Consider the following 20,259-nt stretch of genomic DNA (forward strand, 5'->3'; position numbering starts at 1 on the left):
CTTCAGAAAAATCAGCGACGACGACATCACAGAAATGCAACACCTTCTAAACATCCGCCCCCGCGAAACCCTCGGCTGGCAAAACCCCGCCGAAGCACTCAATGTTGCACTCACCACTTGACACCGCCCTATTTCCAGTGCGCGCCTAATTCTCCTGGGTTAGGACCGAGGACACCGTTTTGGAAACCGAATCTCGGGTGTTTCTGGCGCTAATTTATCCCCCAAGAGGTTTCCCTCTCCGGATTTCCTTTTTGAGGTCTTGTATTTCGTCGCGGAGGCGCGCCGCCAGCTCGAAACGGAGCTCGGAAGCTGCCGCGTGCATTTGCTCGGAGAGCTCTTGGACCAAGGCCACAAGATCGACGACTTCCTCACCTTGCTGGTTATCCTTTACCGAACCCGCACGCGCCTCGCTGATGACCTCAAGGGCCGCGCGGGCTGCCGCTGCGTCGCGAGCCGCGGTCGTGGCGGCCTGGCTCGGTTTCTTCGTGGGCTGGCGATAGCCGGTGGCGAGAAGTTCCTCGGTGTCGATGTCCTCGCGGGCGAGCATATCCGTGACGTCTGAAATCTTCTTCTGCAAGGGCTTCGGGTCGATTCCGTGCTCCTTGTTGAACGCGAGCTGTTTTTGGCGACGCCTCTCGGTTTCGTCAATCGCCGCCCGCATCGAATCGGAGATCTCATCGGCATACATGTGAACCTCGCCGTGAACATTACGCGCAGCGCGGCCGATAGTCTGGATTAGCGACTTGGTGGAGCGGAGGAATCCCTGTTTGTCGGCGTCGAGGATTGAAACGAGCGAGACCTCGGGAAGATCGAGGCCCTCCCGGAGCAAGTTGATGCCCACTAAAACATCGAAAGTCCCTTTACGAAGCTCGCGCAGGAGTTCCACCCGCCGCAAGGTGTCCACATCCGAGTGAAGATATTCGACCTTGATGCCGCGCTCTGCGAGGTACTGGGTGAGATCTTCGGCCATGCGCTTGGTGAGTGTCGTGACGAGAACCCGCTCGTCGCGTTCCTTGCGTTTCCGAATTTCTTCCATAAGGTCATCAATCTGGCCTTCAATCGGTTTGACCACAATCTTCGGGTCAACCAGGCCGGTTGGGCGAATGATCTGTTCCACGAAACCATCGGAACGCTCTAGCTCATAGTCCCCCGGGGTGGCGGACAGATACACAGTTTGACCGATGCGCGACTGGAATTCTTTCCACTTCAGCGGACGGTTATCGAGCGCGGAGGGAAGCCGGAACCCAAAATCGACAAGATTGCGCTTGCGAGACATATCCCCTTCATACATCCCGCCAATCTGGGGCACAGTCACGTGGGATTCATCAATCACCAAGAGGAAATCATCGGGGAAATAATCAAGCAAAGTGTGCGGCGGCTCCCCCGGTTTACGCCCATCAATATGCATCGAATAGTTCTCAATCCCCGCGCACATTCCGATTTGGCGCAGCATCTCTAGGTCGTAGGTCGTTCGCATCCGCAATCGCTGTTCTTCGAGGAGTTTGTTTTCTTGGTGGAACCACTCACAGCGCTCCTCCATTTCTTTCTCGATGCCGGCAATCGCGCGTTCCATACGTTCGGGACCGGCGACATAGTGGGAGGCGGGGAAGACATAGATTTCGTCGACTTCGTGGAGAATATCACCGGTAACGGGATGCAAGAGTGCAAGAGCATCAATCTCGTCGCCGAACATCTCGATACGAACCCCGAGCTCTTCATACATGGGGATAATGTCGATGGTGTCTCCGCGCACCCGAAAGTTTCCGCGGGTGAAATCCACGTCATTGCGGTTGTATTGCATGGAGACGAATCTTCGAATGAGATTATCGCGGGGAATCTCCATGCCGCGGGAGAGGTGAATCCCGCGGGAGACGTACTCTTCGGGCGTGCCGAGGCCGTAGATGCAGCTTACCGAACTCACCACGACAACATCGCGGCGGGTCAACAGGGAATTGGTCGCCGAGTGACGCAGGCGCTCCACCTCGTCGTTTATCGAGGAGTCCTTTTCGATGTAGGTGTCCGTTTGAGGGACATAAGCCTCCGGTTGGTAATAGTCGTAGTAGGAAACGAAATATTCCACCGCGTTTTTCGGGAGTAGCTCGCGGAACTCGGCGGTGAGCTGGGCCGCGAGGGTTTTGTTTGGTTCCATCACCAAGGTCGGGCGCTGGACTTTTTCGATTAACCAAGCCGTTGTCGCGGTCTTGCCGGTTCCGGTCGCGCCGAGCAAAACGACGTCTTGTTCCCCGGCGTTGATTCGCTCGGCAAGCTCCTCGATTGCCTGGGGTTGGTCGCCGGCGGGTCGGTAGTTACTTACCACCTCAAAGGGAATCGGGTTCTCAACCAAATCGCGCGGTAGCTTCGGCTTCTCACTCATAGGGTTAATCATAGCGGGACGATGGGGGCATGCTTTGTCATCGCAAAAACTCCAGAAATTCAAAGAGAGATGTTTAAACTTGGGTCTCCACAATGATTGCTACGCAAGATTTCCGCCCCCATTCCAGGTTCCTCTCCAAAACACAGAAACAGAAAAAATGTCTACGAAACTTGACAAGTGCACAGGCGCAAACGAGTAACCAAGCTACCCCAAAATTCTATAATAAAATACCCCAATAATATATAATAGACTTCTCCAAAAATGTATAATAAGTATCGTTTCATCCCGATTTTTCAAGGAAATACTATGCTGGAAACATATCTACCTCGAGTTGCTGACGACGAGTTATCTTTCCGCCTTGAGACTTTTGACGCAGTGTTGATAGAAGGCCCGAAATGGTGCGGGAAAACCACTACTGCCCAGCAACATTCCAAGAGTGCCCTTTATCTTCAAGACCCTGAGATGCGGGAAGAGTATCTGCAAACTGCCGATGTTAAACCATCGCTTCTTTTGGCGGGAAAACAACCTCGGCTACTTGATGAATGGCAGGACGCGCCAGTACTTTGGGATGCAGTGCGAACTTCAGTCGACCGCGAAAAGAGGGAAGGACTATATATACTCACCGGTTCAACTTCCGTTGACACCTCTGCTATAAAACACAGCGGTACAGGGAGAATATCACGCATGAAAATGTATCCCATGAGCCTCGCCGAATCTGGTGAGTCCAACGGACAAATCTCCCTCAAGGCACTCTTCGATAGGGAAATTGCCGAGGTTGATTCGGCACAATCAGACCTTAAAATCGAGGAACTAGTTTTCGCAGCTTGCCGCGGGGGCTGGCCAGAAAGCCTTCGGAGGAAGAACGACCGCGCCCGATTGGCCATAGCAAAAGACTATCTGCGACAGGTCTACGAGGTGGATATTTCCACAGTTGATCGAGTAGCGCGAAACCCTACATGGGCGAGCATTTTGTTGCGTTCTTATGCACGCAATGTTTCCACTTTAGCAAAGAATAAGGCGATTTTTGAAGACGTTACAGCCAACACAGAGATGGATTCGATACTCACTATGAACTCCTATATTGAAGCCTTGGAACGCATTTTCGTCATTGAAAATCAGTCTGCTTGGACTCCGCGGATTCGCTCAGCCACGAGCATACGTTCCGGAGTGAAACGACAGTTTACCGACCCGTCTATCGCCGTGTCAGCATTAGGCGTGTCACCTGATTTTTTTTACCAAGACCTAAAAACATTCGGCTTTATTTTTGAAACACTCTGTGTAAGGGATCTGCGCGTCTATAGTTCGAGCGCAGGTGGCAAGATTTCATTCTTCCGTGACCGGTATGGTCTCGAAGCCGACGCGGTCGTTCACCTCGATGATGGACGTTACGCCCTAGTGGAATTCAAATTGGGTAGCCGTGAGATTGAAGCAGGCGCAGCTCACTTACTAAAGATTCGTGAACTCGTAAGAAAAGCAAACACAGAGGCAAAGAAGGGACTAATCAGAGAACCGGATTTACTCATCGTTCTTACCGGAGGCCGATTCGCATACACCCGTAAAGATGGTGTTCATGTAATCCCCATCGGCTGCCTTGGAGCATAAGCAGTAACTCCCCGTCTCTCAAAGAATCGGGTTCTCAACCAAATCGCGCGGCAACAAGGGCTTCTCACTCATAGGGTTAATCATAGTGGGACGACAAAGCACGCCCCCATCGTCCCAAGATTGGAGAATTTCCCAGAGTTCGCGGGCGACGTCTTCGAGGTCGGCGGGGCTACCGGTGTTTTCGACCCAGAGGTGAGCAATGGATTCGCGCTCTTCGCGGGTGGCCTGTGCCCCGATGCGGGCCCGCGCATCGGCTTCGGTCATACCGCGTTTGGCCAAGCGCTCGACTCGGGTTTCCACAGGCGCGTCCACCATGATCACGACATCGAAACGCCCGTGATTCCCGGTTTCGGTGATGAGCGGAATCTCGGCAATAAGCGTCTCCGCCAACGTCAAGCCCGCCACTACTCGATCCATCTCTTCCCACACCAGCGGGTGCAAGATACTCTCGAGGCGCGCCTTTGCGGAAGCGTCGGCAAAAACCACCCGCGCCAAAGCCGCGCGGTCCAAGACCCCGTCGCTCGCGAAAACACCAGATCCGAAAGCCTCCCGCAAAGCCGGCAAGGCCACTCCCCCGACTCCGGTCGCCTGGCGCAAAACCTCGTCGGCATCGAACCGAACCGCCCCGAGCCGCGCCAGAGCCTCCGTCAAAGCCGACTTCCCCGAGCCAATCCCTCCGCTCACGCAGACTTTCGAGGCCCGACCGATCGGCCTCGCGGGCAGGGGACGCACTAGGCGCAGCAACTCAGTCTTCAAAAGACTTCAACAAGACGTCACTAATCGCCGGATTCGCCCCGACAGTCATCAACTGCAACGCCAAAGTCACGGCGTCTTCGAGCAGCATCGGAGCCTTCTCCATTGCGGTTTTATCCCCCGACATGGTCTGGTGCATAATCGGAACAATCGCGGTGAAGCCATCTTGGAGCAGAATCTCGTGGCCAATCCCGAGTTTGGCGGTAAAAGCAATCACCGGAATGTCCTTGGAACGGCCCAGTTGCGCCACTCCCCACGGGGTCTTCCCGCGCTGCGTTTGACGATCCAACTGGCCTTCACCGGTCAAAACCAGGTCAGCCCCCTCCATCGCTTCATTGAGGTGAGTGGCTTCTGCCACCACCTCGAAACCGCGTCGATTCTCTGCACCAAGAGCCAAGAACGCCGCACCCATGCCGCCAGCCGCACCGGCGCCCTCTTCATCAACGAGCTTCTTCCCTGTGGTTTCCTCAAGCAAGCGCCCCCAGTTCTTCAAACAGCGGTCGAGCTTACCGAGCTGCAGGGGTTTTGCGCCCTTCTGGGGCCCGAAACTTGCTGAAGCCCCACTCGGGCCGGTCAGGGGGTTGCGCACGTCATTGGCGGCAATAATCTTCACCGTCTTCAACCGCGGATCGAGTCCGGACAAGTCGAGTTTCACCGCGCTCGGAAGCACCGAAACTTTCGGGTCAAGTTCTTTACCGGATTCATCAAAGAGCTTCGCGCCGAGGTTGTGCATCATCCCCCAGCCGCCGTCATTGGTCGCAGAGCCACCCAAACCGACAACAATGGTTTCCGGCTTCAAATCTAGGGCCGCCTTCAGGAGCATCCCCACGCCCTCGGTGTTGGACTCCATAATGTTTCTCTCCAGCATCCCGATATACATGATTCCGGCGGCTTCGGCCGTGTCGAGCACCACCATCTTCTGGGAGGGAATCCAGGTAAATTCGGCCTCGCGTTCGCGACCGAGAGCATCCACTACCGGACACTTCTTGACCTCGCCCCCGTAGGCTTCCAACATGACTTCGGCGGTGCCTTCTCCGCCGTCGGCCACGGGGACACTGACGCACTCGGCATCCGGGAAGATGGCTTCCACGCCGCGGTGCATGGCGGCAGCCGCCTCCTGAGCGGTCAGGGATCCTTTGAATGAGTCTGGGGCGATAACGATCTTCACTTTGGTGAGCCTTTCTTCATCAAGAGTCTGTGGGATTCGACCAGGTTACTTTGTCGAGATTACCCGTGTCTCAGTCACCATTTCAGGATAGTTGAGAAACGAAGAAAAATCTTAAAAAAGGAGCGGGAACATTGTGTTCCCGCTCCCTATTTAAGCATGCTCGCTCCCAAGTTGATTCCTTCGGGAGGAAATCCTTGGTTGAACCGCCGGTTACTTGTCTTCTGCGAGCTTGTCGCGCAACGCGGCCAAAGCCTCGTCGTCAGCCAAGGTGCCCTCGTGAGAGTCCTCTTCTTCGGTCGTCGAGGAGTAGGAGGTCTGCTCCGCTTCGCCTGCGGCAATCGCGGCTTCCTTGTCGAGCTCCTGGGCCTTCGCGACCTGCTCCTTGTGAGCCTCGAAGCGAGACTGAGCCGCCGCATAAGCGGTCTCCCAAGCAGCGCGCTGTTCCTCGTAGCCTTCCATCCACTCGTTCGTTTCCGGATCGAAACCTTCGGGGTACTTGTAGTTGCCGTTTTCATCGTATTCGGCCTGCATCCCGTACAGCGAGGGATCGAAGTCATCAAAGTTGATGTCCACGCCTTCGTTAGCCTGCTTCAGCGACAGCGAAATCCGGCGACGCTCGAGGTCAATATCGATGACCTTGACGAAGATTTCGTCGCCAATCTTGGCAACTTGCTCGGGCACCTCGACGTGGCGGGCGGCCAGCTCGGAGACGTGAACCAGGCCTTCGATGCCGTCTTCGACACGGACAAAGACACCGAAGGGTACGAGTTTCGTGACCTTGCCGGGGACAATCTGGCCGATTTTGTGGGTGCGCGCGAAAGTCTGCCAAGGATCTTCCTGGGTGGCCTTCAAGGACAGGGACACGCGCTCGCGGTCAAAGTCAACATCGAGAACTTCGACGGTGACCTCCTGGCCGACCTGGACAACCTCGGACGGGTGGTCAATGTGCTTCCAGGACAGTTCGGAAACGTGGACGAGGCCGTCTACGCCACCGAGATCCACGAAAGCGCCAAAGTTGACGATAGAAGACACGACGCCCTTGCGGACCTGACCCTTTTGCAGGGTGGAAAGGAAGGTGGTGCGAACCTCGGACTGGGTCTGTTCGAGGTAGGCGCGACGCGACAGCACCACGTTGTTGCGGTTCTTGTCGAGTTCAATAATCTTGGTTTCGAGTTCACGGCCAATGTAGGGGGCGAGGTCACGCACGCGGCGCATTTCCACCAAGGAGGCCGGCAGGAATCCGCGCAAACCGATGTCGAGAATCAGACCGCCCTTGACGACTTCGATAACGGTACCGGTAACGACACCGTCTTCGGCCTTGATCTTCTCCACATCGCCCCAAGCGCGCTCGTATTGAGCCCGCTTCTTGGACAGCAGCAAACGGCCTTCTTTGTCCTCTTTTTGGAGAACGAGAGCCTCGATTTCGTCACCAACTTTGACCTCTTCATCCGGGTCAACGTCGTGCTTAATGGAAAGCTCCCGGGAGAGAATCACACCTTCGGTTTTGTAACCGATGTCGAGAAGAACTTCGTCGCGGTCAACCTTAACAACGGTGCCGGACACCAAATCGCCATCATTGAAATATTTGATGGTCTTGTCGATTTCTTTGAGTAGGTCCTCGGTCGAGCCGATGTCATTGACGGCTACCTGAGGAACGGTAGTAGGAACAGTAGTAGTGGTCATTGAGTTGGTGACTCCAATGGGTCAAATAGTAGGGATATTTACTTCGGCGTCGCCCCACCCAACATGCGTTTAAGCGAGGAAACACAAAAAATAATCTTACTTTAACCCCGCGGATTTCGCCAAATTCGAACTCGTTTACCGGATTGGCAGAGTATGGAGCCGTTTTAAGGCTCGAGTCTTCAACAAGTCGTTATCCCCAAGAGACGCTCTATTCCTCGGGAGCCGAAATGCTGAATCTAATAATATCGGTGGTTTAATAGCGCCTATGCAATCTATTATCACCTTTTTCAAAAAGGGCGGCATTCTTCTTGCCGTCATCCTTGCCATCGTCTTAGCGCTCATTTGTGGACAGTTCTTCCCCGTTCCCCTCGTGCGCGCTTTCGCGACCTTCAACGCGGTGTTCAGCCAGTTCCTGGGATTCTGTATTCCGCTCATCATTATCGGTCTCGTCACTCCGGCCATTGCTGACCTCGGCTCGGGTTCAGCAAAGTGGCTTGGCATCACGGCGCTAATCGCCTATGCCTCCACCCTGTATTCCGGTTTCTTGACCTACGGCGTCTCGATGGCAGCCTTGCCAACGTTCCTACACCAGGGAGGTCTGGCCAATATTGAGGATCCTTCGAAGTCTAACTTGGCTTCCTATTTCACCATCGAAATGCCCGCACCCATCTCCGTCATGGGAGCGTTGATTCTCTCTTTCATCTTGGGTATCGGGCTTTCGATGGTTTCTCGCGGGGTACTCCGCCGCGGTTTCGTGGAGTTCCGCGCGATTATCATCAAGTTGATTGAGAAGGTCATCATCCCGTTGCTCCCGATTCACATCTTCGGCATTTTCTTGAATATGACCGAATCCGGAGCGGTCGGCCAGGTCATTATCGTGCTTTTGACGGTGGTTATTCTGGTTCTCGTTCTTGAGGTCGTCATTTTGCTGACCCAATATCTCGTCGGGGCTTTGGCTTATGGAGTGAACCCGTTCAAGGCCTTGTGGACCATGCTGCCGGCCTACCTGACGGCTCTCGGGACCTCTTCTTCCGCCGCGACGATTCCGGTGACCTTGAAGCAGGTCAAGAAGCTGGGCGTGCCCGATGCGGTGGCTTCCTTCACGGTGCCGCTGTGCGCGACGATTCACCTCGCTGGTTCTACTTCGAAGATTACGGCTTTCGCTTTGGCGATTATGATTACTTCGGGGATTCCGATTGATCCGATTCAGTTCATGGGCTTCATCTTCATGCTCGGCGTGACGATGGTGGCGGCTCCCGGTGTTCCCGGCGGCGCGATTATGGCGGCAACCGGCATCTTGGCTTCCATGCTAGGATTCAATGATTCCCAGGTAGCTTTGATGATTGCCTCCTACATTGCTTTGGACTCCTTCGGAACCGCCACGAACGTTACGGGTGACGGCGCGATTTCTCTCATCATGGCTCGCCTTAGTGGCGGGAAATTCAGCGAGCGGGACCAGAAGATTGCCTCTAGCTTTGCCTCCGAGTCCTCCTTCGATTCCGAGGCCTACCTCGCCGACGTGAAGTAGGCGCAGTCGGCGGGTCAGACCTCTCCGGTGTAGTGACCGCAGGGAACGAAACCGGAAGGGTCTGACCCTGCGGCCGGCCTTTAATGCGCGGCCTTCCGCCAGTTAGCTCCCACCCCGACCGAGACTTCGAGGGGAACCTTCAAAGTCACTACCGTGGTCATGGCTTCGGTGACAAGCCCGGTCAGTGTCTCTTCCTCCCGCGGAGCCACCTCAAAGATGAGTTCATCGTGAACCTGCAGGAGCATCCGCGACTTCAACTTCGCCTCGCGCAAAGCTGCCTCGACTTTCAGCATGGCGTGTTTCATGAGGTCAGCGGCTGAACCCTGAATCGGCGCATTCAGCGCCGCGCGTCTCGCGTTCTCTGCCACCTGCCGGTTTGATGACCGCAAATCGGGAAGATAGCGTCGTCTGCCCCACATGGTCTCGGTATAGCCGACCCGCCGCGCTTGGTTCACGATGTGCTCCAGATAGTCCCGCACCTGACCGAACCGCGAAAAGTACGTCTCCATCAGGTGTTTGGCTTCCTTTTGGGGGATGCGGAGCTGTCCGGCGAGCCCGAAAGCACTCAGCCCATAAGCCAGGCCGTAAGAAGTGGCCTTCACGTGGGACCGTTGGGTGGGAGTGACGTCCTTCGGGTCAATGCCATAAACGAGAGCGGCCACACTGCGGTGGAGATCCTCTCCGGAGTTGAAGGCCGCAATCAGCCCCTCATCTTCGGAAAGGTGGGCCATAATCCGCATTTCAATCTGAGAGTAGTCGGCGGTCATGAGGTTCTCAAACGGCGGCTCGGCCGCGAAAGCCTCCCGAATCCGCGACCCGTCCTGGGTGCGGGCGGGAATGTTTTGGAGGTTCGGGTCGATACTAGACAGCCTTCCCGTGGAGGCCACAGTTTGCCCGAAAGTCGTGTGAATTCGCCCATCCGCTGCAATCTTTTCCTCGAGATTCCGGACAATCTGGAGGAGTTTGATGCGGTCACGGAAATACAGCAAGGCCTCTAGGAACGGGTGGGGATTATAGAGCGCCAGTTCCTCGAGGGCTTTCGCGTCCGTGGTGTAGCCGGTTTTGAGTTTCCGCGTCGGGGGAAGCTGGAGCTGGTTGAACAGGACATCTTGAAGCTGCTTTGGGGAAGAGAGATTCACTTCCCTTCCAATGGCGTTATAAGCGGCCTGCTGGGTTTTTTCTACCTCCGACTCCAGTTCCTTGTCGAAGTTCTCCAAAACCGCCCGATCTATCGCGATTCCCACGGATTCCATTCTTTCCAGAAGATATGAAAGGGGAATCTCTAGGTCGAGCAGGTGATTGACCTGGTTGTAGTAGAGTTTTTCTTCCAAAATCGGAATCATATAAACGAGCGCCAACGCATACTTCGCCTGGTTGATGAGGGTTTGAGGCAGCGGCAAGGCCTCGGCGGCAGTAGCGTCATCAAGCCCCAGGTCAAAGGTCATCTGTTCATTAATTTTTCCCACGGCCGAGGGCTTTTCATCTATTGACCACCCCAAAAGACGATCCGTGACGGAAGCGAACTTCACCCTCGGCTTGTCCGGATCGACCAGATAGTCGAGGAGATTCGCGTCCTGGAAATTTTTTCCGAGCTCCCAACCGTAGGCTCTCAAAGCGTGTCTCAAAGCCTTGGCATCGTAGACCACCTTGGTTTTTGATTCGTCAGCAAAGAAATCCTTCAGGGTGTTTTCCGCTTCGGGACTCAATATTTCCGGACTCACCAAGACGGCTTCCTCTGGTCGTTTCGCCAACAAAAGCCAGTCGATATGCGGGCTCGTGACCCCGATTCTCCCCACGGCCCACACGCCGAACGCAGGTCCTTTTTCCGCTCTGGCCTTTGTAGAATCCGTAGAAGTTTCCTCGCCGCTACCGACTTCCAGCCACTTCGAGAAATCCGCGGGAGAGAAATCCCGCTCTAACTGGTGGATTACGGGATTCGGTTCCACCCCGTAGCCATAAGCCTCGGTGGCCAGGGGCGACTCAACTCCGGTTTCTTCCCCTGTTCCCGCGGCTCCGGTATCGGTTCCAGCCGGAACTTTGTCAATCGCGGAGGCGGTGGCACCTTTAGCAGTGCGTTTACCCAACTGGGAAAAAATCTGGCGACGCATTTCCTTGAACTCGAGTTCCTCGCAAATTGCGTCAACGGCCGCTTCATCGAAGCCGGTCCACTCCAAGTCAGCCAGCGTTACCGGAAGGTGGAGGTCGCGGCGCAGTTGATTGAGCTGCCGGTTCCGTTTCACATCCTCCACATGGGCCCGCAAGTTTTCCCCGCGTTTACCTTTAATCTCTTCTCTCCGCGCCAAAATCTCTTCGAGACTTCCGTATTCATTAATCCAACCGGCAGCAATCTTGTCCCCCACCAAAGGCACCCCGGGAAGATTGTCCGCTTTCTCCCCCACGAGCGCCGCGATTTCAGGATACTGAGCGGGCCAAACATCATATTTTTCTTTCACTGCCTCCGGCGTCATCCGAGAAGTCTGGGAGATAGTCCGTCCCGGATAGAGCACGGTGATGTTTTCGTCAACAAGCTGGAAAGTGTCTCGGTCCCCCGAGGACACCAGGACTTTCATCCCCCGATTTTCGCCCTTCGTTGCCAGCGTGGCGAGAATATCGTCGGCTTCCACGTTATCCATCGTGAGCCACTTAATCTTCAGGGCATCCAGGAATCTTTGGATGAGTTCCACCTGGCCAATAAACTCCTCGGGAGTGTCCGAGCGTCCGCCCTTGTAATCAGGATAGATATCAGTTCTAAAGGAGTGTCGAGAGAGGTCAAAGGCCGCGCCGATGTGAGTGGGTTTCTCCTTTCGAATCATCGTCAGGAGCATGGAGAGGAATCCGTGAACCGCGTTCGTGTAGACTCCAGTTGTGGTTCGGAAATTTTCTGGCGGGCGGGAAAAAAACGCCCGAAACGCCAAGGAATGACCGTCCAATACCAGCAATCGATTTTCACTCATAACTCAAGGCTATCAGGAACCTAGGAGGTAAAAATGGATGAAGAAAATATTGGCGAGGCCATAGCGAAGATGGGCATTACTTTTCCTGAGATTACCGCCGAACACGCCGTCGGAATAATGCCGGTGGAAGGCAACACTCAGCCCTTTGGGATTCTGCATGGAGGAGCTGCCGCCTTGCTCGCAGAAACAGTGGCTTCCTTCGCGGCTTATAAATGGGCGCAGCGCTCCGGCAAATCGGCAGTTGGCGCGCACCTAGACATTACACATATCAAGCCGGGACTCAGTGGCAATATTGTTTGCACAGTAGATGCGATTCACCTGGGACGCCGCACGGCAGTGTATAGCTTTCAAAATGTCAGCGAGGATAGCGGCAAGATTATCTCAGCTGGGGTCATGAGCTGTGCCATTGTCGACCACCCTGAACAGTAAAACGGCTTTTTCCAGTGATCCAAGCGTGAAATCAGATTGGAACTAATCGCCTAGCTGGTCGATGACGGCTTCCGCGACTTCCCGCATTGAGAGACGACGATCCATGGAAGTCTTTTGAATCCAGCGGAAGGCCTCGGGCTCCGCGAGATCCATTTTTTCCATCAACAGTCCCTTGGCGCGGTCCACCTGCTTACGTGTCACGAGACGATCTTGCAGGTCAGCAATCGAGTCTTCCAGGGAAAGCATTTCTTGGTGACGAGACAGCGCAACTTCCACCGCGGGAAGGAGGTCTTTTGCCGCAAAGGGCTTTACCAGGTAAGCCATAGTGCCGGCATCTTTAGCGCGTTCAATAAGTTCCTTGTCGGAAAAGGCCGTCAACATGACGATGGCGCAGGGAGCCTCTTTCATGATTTTTTCCGCGGCGGAAATTCCATCAAGCCGTGGCATCTTGATATCCATAACGATGAGATCCGGCTCATGCTCGATAGCCAGGTTCACAGCTTCTTCCCCGTCTCCGGCTTCTCCCACAATTTCGAAACCATTCTCCTTCAAGGTTTCGACAATGTCGAGACGAATCAAAGCCTCATCTTCAGCCACTATGGCGCGACGATTTTCGGTTGAATTACTAGCGTTAAGACCAGAGTTCGTCATCGTTTCACATACCCCTTTGGATGTTATGTTTTGTTTTTTCTTCGTCTATACTTTAGTATAAATGTCGTCTTTCGGCATGTACTTTGCCAAAGATTGCCCTGGTAGCCCAATTGGTAGAGGCGGTCGGCTCAAACCCGGCTTGTTGTGAGTTCGAATCTCACCCGGGGTACTTCGGAATTTTTGGCGCTCACAAGGTGAGCGCCAAAAATTTTCCAAAGTACCCCAGCAGTGTGGAGCCGTCAAAAAACGGTCCAGTGGACCGTTTTAGGTGAAACTCCTCTAAGCGCGCTGGCGCGCTCATGGTACCCTAAGCGGCGAAGCGGAATAGCGACGGTTCGGGTTAGGAGCGTGCACGAATGTACGGCCTAGACCCGTCAAGCCTTGTATCCCGAAAACTCAAAACGCCAAGACCTGCGCAAACACTTAAACGCTCCAGGGACAAACCTCGGCAAAACCGGCCAGGCCGTACATTCGTGCACACTTCCGTGGGTGCCGCGCGGGTTCCGCTCCCTCTCCGCAAGCTTTTTACCGGCTCGAGGACAAGGGTAATATCGTTACCTAACTCGGGCGATTTTGGGTATCGCTGCCACTATTTCCACTAATGGTCAAAATCACCCGAGTTACCTCAAGACCCCCTACTGTGCCAAGTCTTTTTCCAGGCCAGACTCGCCCAAAAAACCGGATTATTCCCAAATGTATTTACAAATTCACAGTCAATTTTCAGATTTAGCCCAGTAATCTTTATGCTTGAACTGTTCGATGAATGGAAGCAACGAGGATGGTTCAGTTCCGAACACAAGACACTGATCACTCACAAAAAATACAGACCTAAGTGAAAGGGACTCTCTCATGAACAAGAAGTTTGTTGGTTTCGCACTGGCAGCAACTCTCGCTATTCCCGGCGCTATCGCCCCTACTGCCGCATTTGCTGCGAGCGAACCGACTACCGGCGAAGTCACTATCGTTCAGGACGGTACGATTACCCCAACCGAAGCAAAAGCCTACATTGCCGATATCAACTCGACCATAGAAACCTTGAAGCAGGCCAAGGCCAACGAGCCGCAGGCTGACTGGTCCGCCGAGTTCAACCGCTTGTTCGCCACCGCCTCGGAACTGACCCAGTCCCTCGCGGTTATCGCCAACCACGGAGCTAGCCTGGCCAACGCAGATCTCACGCTCGCTCGCGCCCACCTCATCGTGGAGATCGGTGTCACTATTGACAAATCCGTGAATAACCTCCAGTACAAGATCGAAAAGACCCACGTGGAACTCGGTTTTGCGGTAACCCGCGCGATTCTTCGTGTGTCCAACATCGGCGCCACTACCGCCCAGTTGAACGACTCCATTACGGACTTGCAGAATACCTACAACCGCGTGTCTACCTACCGGGACCTGCTCTCCACCGACCGCGCCACCATCTACGTGAAGAGCCACCTCAACAAGGCCATCTGGAACACCCGTTTCGAGCGCGACAAGAACATCCTCGGCAAGAAGGATTTCTGGACCTACAACGCTTTGAACAAGGAAATCACCAAGGCTGTCGGCGTGTGGTTCCGCGCCAAGTCCACCGTTGCTGACTGTGATGCCGCGATTGCGGCTCTGAATGCGGCCTACGCTAAAGCCTACGCCGCACCCAACGCTAAGTAACTCCAAGTTAGGTTCCAATAATTGTTTCCCCGTTTCATCGGGGAAACATTTTTTAACCTCCCGCTAATAATCGGTTACCCCACCACCGCGAGTTCGGACCAATGCGTGGTTCCACGATTGGAAAGCATCTCGCGTTTCATGGTCCAGTCCGGAGGAGCGGCAAGTCCCGCGAGACCGAGGCCGAGCGAGCCTTCCCCGACGGAGGCATTCACCTTGTCAATCAGTCGCCCGAGGCGCCCCGCGTTCGGGTCGGGGGCAAAAATCGGCAGGGGCGTGGCGGTTTCACCAAGGGAGAGGTCACTTAAACAGATTCCGGCGCGAACATAGGCGCAGTTTGAGTCCACTTGTGGAAGTAAAACAGCCGTAGCCGCACGCAACACCACGACCGGATCATCCGTTCGCGGTGTAAGCGCGACCGCCCCGAAAATTCTCGAGAAAGGCTCCTTATACCAGGCGGTCGAAGCGAAGGCCCACAAGGCTCCAGCCACCGTGTTTTGGCGACGCATCCGGCGCGTGACTTTCTGGGCATAGATTGACATGACCTGGTGCATTTCTGTCGTTGAGCTAACCGGAGTCGAAAAGGACCTTGAATACATGATTTGATGCTGGCGATCCACATCGCGTTCCTCAATCTCTATACACGGAATTCCGCGCAATTCCAAGGCAGTTTGTTGCAAGTTCACATTAAACCGCCGCCGAATCAGCGCCGGATCCGCCTCGCGCAACTGTCGGGCATTCTCGATTCCCAAAGCTGCCAGCCGCTTGGCGAAGCGTCTCCCCACTCCCCACAGTTCCGAAACCTCGGTTGCCTCTAAGATGGCATCAACCTGTGCCGGAACGTAGCAATCCAGCGAAGCCACCCCGCCCAGACCAGGCGAATGTTTTGCCCCGTGAGAGGCGAGTTTCGCTAGAGTCCGCGTCGGGGCAATCCCGATCGAGACCGGTACTCCGAGGTCGCGCCAGACCCGGCGGCGCATCTCGCGAGCAGTCTCGTCAATCTCTCGCGGGCTGCCGTAGAGTCCCACGAAGGCTTCATCAATGGAGTAGACCTCGACATGAGCGGAAAAATCACGAAGAATCGCCATGATTCGCGCCGAAATTGAGCCGTAGAGCTCGTAGTTGCTAGACCGCGCCACCACCCCGCGAGACTCGGCAAAAGCTCGAATCTGGAACCAGGGCATCCCCATCTTGATTCCGAGTGCCTTGGCTTCCCTTGAGCGCGCCACCACGCAACCATCGTTGTTTGACAGCACCACTACGGGGCGCCCATATAGGTCGGGGTGAAAAATCCGCTCACAGGCGGCGAAACAGGAATCCACGTCCACTAAAGCAAAGCGCCTTACAGCCGGTGTAGGCATCTTGTCACCACACCCCAAATCGACAGTTCATGGGGGTAAAGCACCGGATAAGCGGAATTCTCGGGATGTAGCTCGGGGCCTCTAGTCCCAAAACGCAAGCGTTTTACCGTAAGTTCCCCGTCGATAACGGCGATAACCACGCTACCTTCGCCAGGTTCCAGCGAGCGATCCACAATGAGCTCATCACCATCGCTGATTCCGGCGCCAATCATGGAATCCCCCGCCACGCGCACGACAAAAGTCGCCGGCTTATTGCGGATGAGATGTTCGTTTAGGTCAATATCACCATCGAAATAATCCTGCGCTGGAGAAGGCCAACCCGCGGGCACTAAATCCGGCGCTACTGGCAGAGCGAACTTCGCAGTTGTTTCCCTGATTGCCTGGGGCAACGAGACACTTCCAAAAGAGATAGATTCGAACACGTGTTCGATTTTATCACTTCGAGCGTCCCACCCCAAGCGATTTGCGAAAAACTACATCGCGGGAACGAGATCCAGCCCCAGGTAGTCCAAGGCGCGCTTTTGGCGAGGACCGGTGGTCTTTAGATCCTGCAGGGCAGACTGCACCAGAGGATCCCCCGCGAAGTCCTCGAACCAGGGCCGAGCCACCTCGGGGAGGCTATTTTGGTTCACAATATTCTTGGCGACACGATGGAAGTTGCGGTCGAACAACGACCAGGTTTTCGTTAGGTTATTCATCTTCTTCTCCTTCTTCTTCTGGAGGGCTGACACCTGGGTTGTGCCTGGAACCCTCCGCGCAAATCGGAGTATTTCTCCGTTTGACGCTTGGCGCTTTAGTGACACTCACCAAAACGCCGACGTTTTACTGTGACTTTTTGCAAAGTCTCCAAGTTCAAAATCCTTTGAAGAACCTCTCGCTTGGTTGCCTTCTTAGCTCTGACACATTCATTGTAACCGGCTAAGAAAACCAAACACAATATAAAACAAAAATTTTACAAGAATTATTCCCAAAACGCAAGTTTATTAAATACGCGTTAAAATTCAGAGAGAAAAATGAAAATTAGTCAGTTAATTTTCCGGTACCGTTTCATCTAAATTTTTCACTGGCAACTTGCTCGGTAGCTCCCACTTGCGCGCCGCGATGAGAAGCCCTGCCCCAAAAACAACTCCTGCTCCCGCCACAATCTGGAACCACCGCACGCCACCCACGGTGTATTGGTAGTCAATGCGCACAAATTCGAGTAAAAACCGCCCCAGAGAATACAGCAAGAAATACAGCGCCGTGAGCTCCCAGGCATAAAGATTTTCGCGGGACTCCCGCACCCGCTCGTAAAGCAAAATCACTCCGAGAGCAAAAAGATTCCAGATAATCTCGTAGAGGAAAGTCGGATGGAACAAAGTCCCGCTGGCGGTTCCAGCCGGAAGGTTCTCCGGGGCTATCTCCAGCCCCCACGGCAGGGTGGTGGCAGAGCCGTAGACTTCTTGGTTGAAATAGTTCCCCAAGCGCCCCAGGGCTTGGGCCACGAGAACCGTGGGCGCTACCGCGTCAATAAAAACCCCGACCGGTAAGCCTCGACGCCGCATCATGACCACCATCGTCAAAACTCCGGCAATCAGCCCGCCATAGATCGCCAAGCCGCCTTGCCAAATCGCGAAAGGCTGCCACCAGGGAATCCCCGGCCCGAAATAATCCCCCGGATAGGACAGCACCGCCATCGCGCGCGCGCCGAGAATCCCGAAAACACACACGTAGAGCCCCACATCCCACAACAGGTTAGGATCCCCGCCGCGTTTCTTCCAGCGCCGTGATGACCAGAGAATCGCCACAATCATGCCGGTAATAATCCACAGGGCATACCAGCGAATCGTGAGCGGTCCCAAAGAAAGCGCAATTGGTGAGGGCGGTGAAGGAATCGCGAGGGGCAACAAGCGGGTCGCCGCAAGGCTGGCCAAGAGAGTTGGCATTTAGGCTTCGCCTTCTTTCTCATCGGTGTGATGACGGTATCGAGAAGCACGATCGGGGCGCAGCGCCGGATGCTGGGCCGCGGAGGTCATTTTTCGAAGCAAGGAGCGCGGATCTGGGGAGCGAACCAGCGACTCGCCGACCAAGACGGCATCGGCTCCCACCCGCGCATAGTCAAACACGTCCCGCGGCCCGCGCACCCCAGACTCAGCCACTACGGTGATATCGGGAGGAATCACGTCAATAATCTGTTCGCACATGGAGCGATCCACCGCGCCGGTTTCGCGATCTCTAGCATTAATGCCGATGATGCGGGCGCCAGCCTGGATTGCTTGCCTCGCCTCGAGACGGGAATGACACTCCACGAGGGCTTCCATTCCGAGCGACTGGGTTCTCTCCACCAGGAGGTCCAGCACTATCGGCTCCAACAGCGCCGCCATGAGGAGCACCATGTCGGCTCCGAGCGCGCGAGATTCGTGAATCTGGTAGGGGGTGACGACGTATTCTTTTCGCAGCAGCGGCACCTCGACGGCGCGGCGCACCGCCCGAAAATCATCTAAGGTTCCCAGATAGTTGGGGGTTTCCGTCACGACAGAAATCGCCACCGATCCGCCCGCCACATATTCGCGAGCCAGCTCTCCGGGGTCTTCAATCGGGTCGAGGAATCCGGCGGTGGGAGTGCGGCGTTTAATCTCTCCCATCACTGCCACAAATCCGGGATGGGAATGCAGGGCTGCGGCCCCATTCTTCGGGCTGGGGGCTTTCCGCGCCTTTTCTTTCAGTTCCTCAAGGGGCATGGTGGTTTGACGAAGGGACACTTCTGCCTGGGTTTGCTTATAAATCTCCGCATAGGTCAACACCATCAGGAAGCCTCCCCCGCTTCCTCGGACTCCGCCGCGTTCGTTTTCTCGGCCAAATTCTCGGCCAAATTCTCGGCCAATCCCTGCGCGCGGACCCCAAAAAACGCCGGCTCGACTTTTCCGCCGGCATCGAAACAGGAAAATGTTCCCGTGTGACAGGCCACGCCTATCTGTTCGACCTGGAGTAACAGCGCATCCCCATCGCAGTCGATTTCGATGCCGCGCAACAATTGGAAGTGTCCGGAAGTGTCGCCTTTGCGCCAATATTCCTGGCGAGATCGAGACCAAAAAGTGACGCGCCCCTCTTTCAGGGTGCGCGCCAAGGCTTCATCGTCCATATAGCCAACCATCAAAACCCGTCCGCTGGTGGCGTCTTGGATTACCGCGCACACCAGCCCATTAGCGTCACGCTTCAGGCGTGAGGACACGGCGTCGGGCAATTGAATCACGAGATTATACTGCCACGTAGACCCCTATGTTCACCAAATCGAGTGAGTTTTTTGCCCGCTCTCAAAAACCCAACAACCCATTTTCGGCTAGCGAACGGCGAAGCCGGCGTCACCAAGGGCTTGTTTGACCTCGGCGAGGGAAACTTCCCCAAAGTGGAATACCGAGGCTCCCAAGACGGCATCCGCACCTGCTCGCGCCGCTTCTACGAAGTGTGCAGCCGTGCCCGCACCGCCCGAAGCGATGAGAGGAACCGGACAGATTTCCCGAACCATCCCCAACATTTCGAGGTCAAAGCCGTTTTTCGTACCATCGGCATCCATCGAGTTCAGCAAGACCTCTCCGGCTCCCAAATCGGTGGCTTTCCGAATCCACTCCAAGAGGTCGATGCCGGTGGATTGTTTGCCGCCGTGGGTCGTGACTTCAAATCCTGACGGGGTCTCCACCCCCTCGCGAACTCTCCTCGCATCTGCTGACAAGACGAGGATCTGGACTCCGAACCGTTTCGCGATTTCTTCAATCAGCTCCGGGCGCGCAATCGCAGCCGTGTTCACTCCCACTTTGTCGGCGCCCGCGTGGAGAAGCCGGTCTACGTCTTCTAGACTCCGCACCCCTCCCCCCACCGTCAGAGGCACAAAAACCTCGGCAGCGCAACGCTCGACAATGCCAGTCATCGTGGCGCGGCCTTCTTGGGAAGCGGAAACATCCAGGAAAGTGATCTCGTCCGCGCCACTCTCGCTATAGCAAGCAGCCAGCTCAACGGGATCTCCGGCGTCCCTCAAGTTTTCAAAGTTCACCCCTTTGACCACCCGACCGGCATTCACATCGAGACAGGGAATCACGCGAATCGTCAAAGTATCTTCCGCAAAACGTTGGGACATT

General features: G+C 55.2%; 17 protein-coding genes and 1 tRNA gene. 5 read left to right on the top strand and 13 right to left on the bottom strand.

Annotated elements, in window-relative coordinates; all coding sequences use genetic code 11:
• Positions 1-214 precede the first annotated feature (214 nt).
• Complete coding sequence (gene uvrB, locus FYJ63_RS08890) at positions 215-2,374, bottom strand: excinuclease ABC subunit UvrB (protein ID WP_154545884.1); 2,160 nt, start codon at positions 2,372-2,374, stop codon at positions 215-217.
• Between the two features lie 306 nt (positions 2,375-2,680).
• Here uvrB and FYJ63_RS08895 point away from each other — a divergent pair, with 306 nt between their 5' ends.
• Positions 2,681-3,976, top strand: a complete 1,296-nt coding sequence (locus FYJ63_RS08895) for an ATP-binding protein (protein ID WP_154545973.1) — start codon at positions 2,681-2,683, stop codon at positions 3,974-3,976.
• A gap of 18 nt (positions 3,977-3,994) precedes the next feature.
• Here FYJ63_RS08895 and coaE read toward each other — a convergent pair whose 3' ends face one another.
• The 3 genes from coaE to rpsA form a co-directional block, all read right to left on the bottom strand.
• Positions 3,995-4,732 carry a dephospho-CoA kinase gene (coaE, locus tag FYJ63_RS08900; RefSeq protein ID WP_229770096.1) on the bottom strand — a complete coding sequence of 246 codons (738 nt, stop codon included), beginning with the start codon at positions 4,730-4,732 and terminating at the stop codon, positions 3,995-3,997.
• Positions 4,722-5,897 (bottom strand): glycerate kinase, encoded by a 1,176-nt coding sequence (locus FYJ63_RS08905; protein ID WP_277027950.1) that lies wholly within the window; start codon positions 5,895-5,897, stop codon positions 4,722-4,724. Before FYJ63_RS08905 ends, coaE begins: the two co-directional genes overlap by 11 nt.
• Positions 5,898-6,107: 210 nt before the next feature.
• Positions 6,108-7,580, bottom strand: a complete 1,473-nt coding sequence (rpsA, locus tag FYJ63_RS08910) for a 30S ribosomal protein S1 (protein WP_154545886.1) — start codon at positions 7,578-7,580, stop codon at positions 6,108-6,110.
• Between the two features lie 265 nt (positions 7,581-7,845).
• Between rpsA and FYJ63_RS08915 the strand changes: the two genes are divergently transcribed.
• Positions 7,846-9,108, top strand: coding sequence for a dicarboxylate/amino acid:cation symporter (locus FYJ63_RS08915; protein ID WP_154545888.1), 1,263 nt, complete (start codon positions 7,846-7,848; stop codon positions 9,106-9,108).
• A gap of 80 nt (positions 9,109-9,188) precedes the next feature.
• Here the strand turns inward: FYJ63_RS08915 and polA are convergent, their stop codons facing one another.
• Positions 9,189-12,062: a DNA polymerase I gene (gene polA / locus FYJ63_RS08920; protein WP_154545890.1), complete on the bottom strand. Its 2,874-nt coding sequence runs from the start codon at positions 12,060-12,062 to the stop codon at positions 9,189-9,191.
• Positions 12,063-12,095: 33 nt separating this feature from the next.
• Here polA and FYJ63_RS08925 point away from each other — a divergent pair, with 33 nt between their 5' ends.
• Entirely contained in the window at positions 12,096-12,491 is a 396-nt protein-coding gene (locus FYJ63_RS08925) for a PaaI family thioesterase (RefSeq protein ID WP_154545892.1), read from the top strand.
• Positions 12,492-12,533: 42 nt separating this feature from the next.
• On the opposite strand, the gene FYJ63_RS08930 is transcribed toward FYJ63_RS08925, so the two are convergent.
• Positions 12,534-13,142 (bottom strand): ANTAR domain-containing response regulator, encoded by a 609-nt coding sequence (locus FYJ63_RS08930; RefSeq protein ID WP_154545895.1) that lies wholly within the window; start codon positions 13,140-13,142, stop codon positions 12,534-12,536.
• 95 nt (positions 13,143-13,237) lie between these two features.
• Between FYJ63_RS08930 and FYJ63_RS08935 the strand changes: the two genes are divergently transcribed.
• Positions 13,238-13,311 (top strand) — tRNA-Leu (locus FYJ63_RS08935).
• Between the two features lie 680 nt (positions 13,312-13,991).
• A complete protein-coding gene (locus FYJ63_RS08940; protein ID WP_154545898.1) occupies positions 13,992-14,789 on the top strand; it encodes a CAMP factor family pore-forming toxin in 798 nt (265 codons plus the stop codon).
• Positions 14,790-14,863: 74 nt separating this feature from the next.
• On the opposite strand, the gene FYJ63_RS08945 is transcribed toward FYJ63_RS08940, so the two are convergent.
• The 7 genes from FYJ63_RS08945 to hisF form a co-directional block, all read right to left on the bottom strand.
• The gene (locus tag FYJ63_RS08945) at positions 14,864-16,147 is read right to left on the bottom strand and encodes a Y-family DNA polymerase (protein WP_154545900.1); all 1,284 of its coding nucleotides are present in this window, start codon (positions 16,145-16,147) and stop codon (positions 14,864-14,866) included.
• A complete protein-coding gene (locus tag FYJ63_RS08950; RefSeq protein WP_287847665.1) occupies positions 16,129-16,569 on the bottom strand; it encodes a LexA family protein in 441 nt (146 codons plus the stop codon). The genes FYJ63_RS08945 and FYJ63_RS08950 overlap by 19 nt, the downstream gene beginning before the upstream one ends.
• Before the next feature lie 51 nt (positions 16,570-16,620).
• Positions 16,621-16,845, bottom strand: coding sequence for a hypothetical protein (locus tag FYJ63_RS08955; RefSeq protein ID WP_154545903.1), 225 nt, complete (start codon positions 16,843-16,845; stop codon positions 16,621-16,623).
• A 330-nt stretch (positions 16,846-17,175) separates the two neighbouring features.
• Positions 17,176-18,072 (bottom strand): prolipoprotein diacylglyceryl transferase, encoded by an 897-nt coding sequence (gene lgt, locus FYJ63_RS08960; RefSeq protein WP_154545905.1) that lies wholly within the window; start codon positions 18,070-18,072, stop codon positions 17,176-17,178.
• Positions 18,073-18,933 carry an indole-3-glycerol phosphate synthase TrpC gene (locus FYJ63_RS08965; protein WP_154545907.1) on the bottom strand — a complete coding sequence of 287 codons (861 nt, stop codon included), beginning with the start codon at positions 18,931-18,933 and terminating at the stop codon, positions 18,073-18,075. It abuts the gene before it with no gap.
• On the bottom strand, positions 18,933-19,379 hold the full coding sequence (hisI, locus tag FYJ63_RS08970) for a phosphoribosyl-AMP cyclohydrolase (RefSeq protein WP_338106900.1): 447 nt from the start codon (positions 19,377-19,379) through the stop codon (positions 18,933-18,935). The genes FYJ63_RS08965 and hisI overlap by 1 nt, the downstream gene beginning before the upstream one ends.
• Before the next feature lie 87 nt (positions 19,380-19,466).
• Entirely contained in the window at positions 19,467-20,258 is a 792-nt protein-coding gene (gene hisF, locus FYJ63_RS08975) for an imidazole glycerol phosphate synthase subunit HisF (RefSeq protein WP_154545909.1), read from the bottom strand.
• Position 20,259: the final 1 nt, after the last annotated feature.

The sequence above is a fragment of the Mobiluncus porci genome, assembly GCF_009695935.1.
In the GTDB taxonomy this organism is placed as follows: domain Bacteria; phylum Actinomycetota; class Actinomycetes; order Actinomycetales; family Actinomycetaceae; genus Mobiluncus; species Mobiluncus porci.

Excerpts from the sequence above, each read along its gene's own strand:
- hisF (WP_154545909.1), bottom strand. The coding sequence starts at position 20,258 with ATGTCCCAACGTTTTGCGGAAGATACTTTGACGATTCGCGTGATTCCC.
- FYJ63_RS08940 (WP_154545898.1), top strand. The coding sequence starts at position 13,992 with ATGAACAAGAAGTTTGTTGGTTTCGCACTGGCAGCAACTCTCGCTATT.
- FYJ63_RS08930 (WP_154545895.1), bottom strand. The coding sequence starts at position 13,142 with ATGACGAACTCTGGTCTTAACGCTAGTAATTCAACCGAAAATCGTCGC.
- uvrB (WP_154545884.1), bottom strand. The coding sequence starts at position 2,374 with ATGAGTGAGAAGCCGAAGCTACCGCGCGATTTGGTTGAGAACCCGATT.
- FYJ63_RS08925 (WP_154545892.1), top strand. The coding sequence starts at position 12,096 with ATGGATGAAGAAAATATTGGCGAGGCCATAGCGAAGATGGGCATTACT.
- FYJ63_RS08955 (WP_154545903.1), bottom strand. The coding sequence starts at position 16,845 with ATGAATAACCTAACGAAAACCTGGTCGTTGTTCGACCGCAACTTCCAT.
- polA (WP_154545890.1), bottom strand. The coding sequence starts at position 12,062 with ATGAGTGAAAATCGATTGCTGGTATTGGACGGTCATTCCTTGGCGTTT.
- FYJ63_RS08915 (WP_154545888.1), top strand. The coding sequence starts at position 7,846 with ATGCAATCTATTATCACCTTTTTCAAAAAGGGCGGCATTCTTCTTGCC.
- FYJ63_RS08965 (WP_154545907.1), bottom strand. The coding sequence starts at position 18,933 with ATGGTGTTGACCTATGCGGAGATTTATAAGCAAACCCAGGCAGAAGTG.
- FYJ63_RS08945 (WP_154545900.1), bottom strand. The coding sequence starts at position 16,147 with ATGCCTACACCGGCTGTAAGGCGCTTTGCTTTAGTGGACGTGGATTCC.
- rpsA (WP_154545886.1), bottom strand. The coding sequence starts at position 7,580 with ATGACCACTACTACTGTTCCTACTACCGTTCCTCAGGTAGCCGTCAAT.
- lgt (WP_154545905.1), bottom strand. The coding sequence starts at position 18,072 with ATGCCAACTCTCTTGGCCAGCCTTGCGGCGACCCGCTTGTTGCCCCTC.
- FYJ63_RS08895 (WP_154545973.1), top strand. The coding sequence starts at position 2,681 with ATGCTGGAAACATATCTACCTCGAGTTGCTGACGACGAGTTATCTTTC.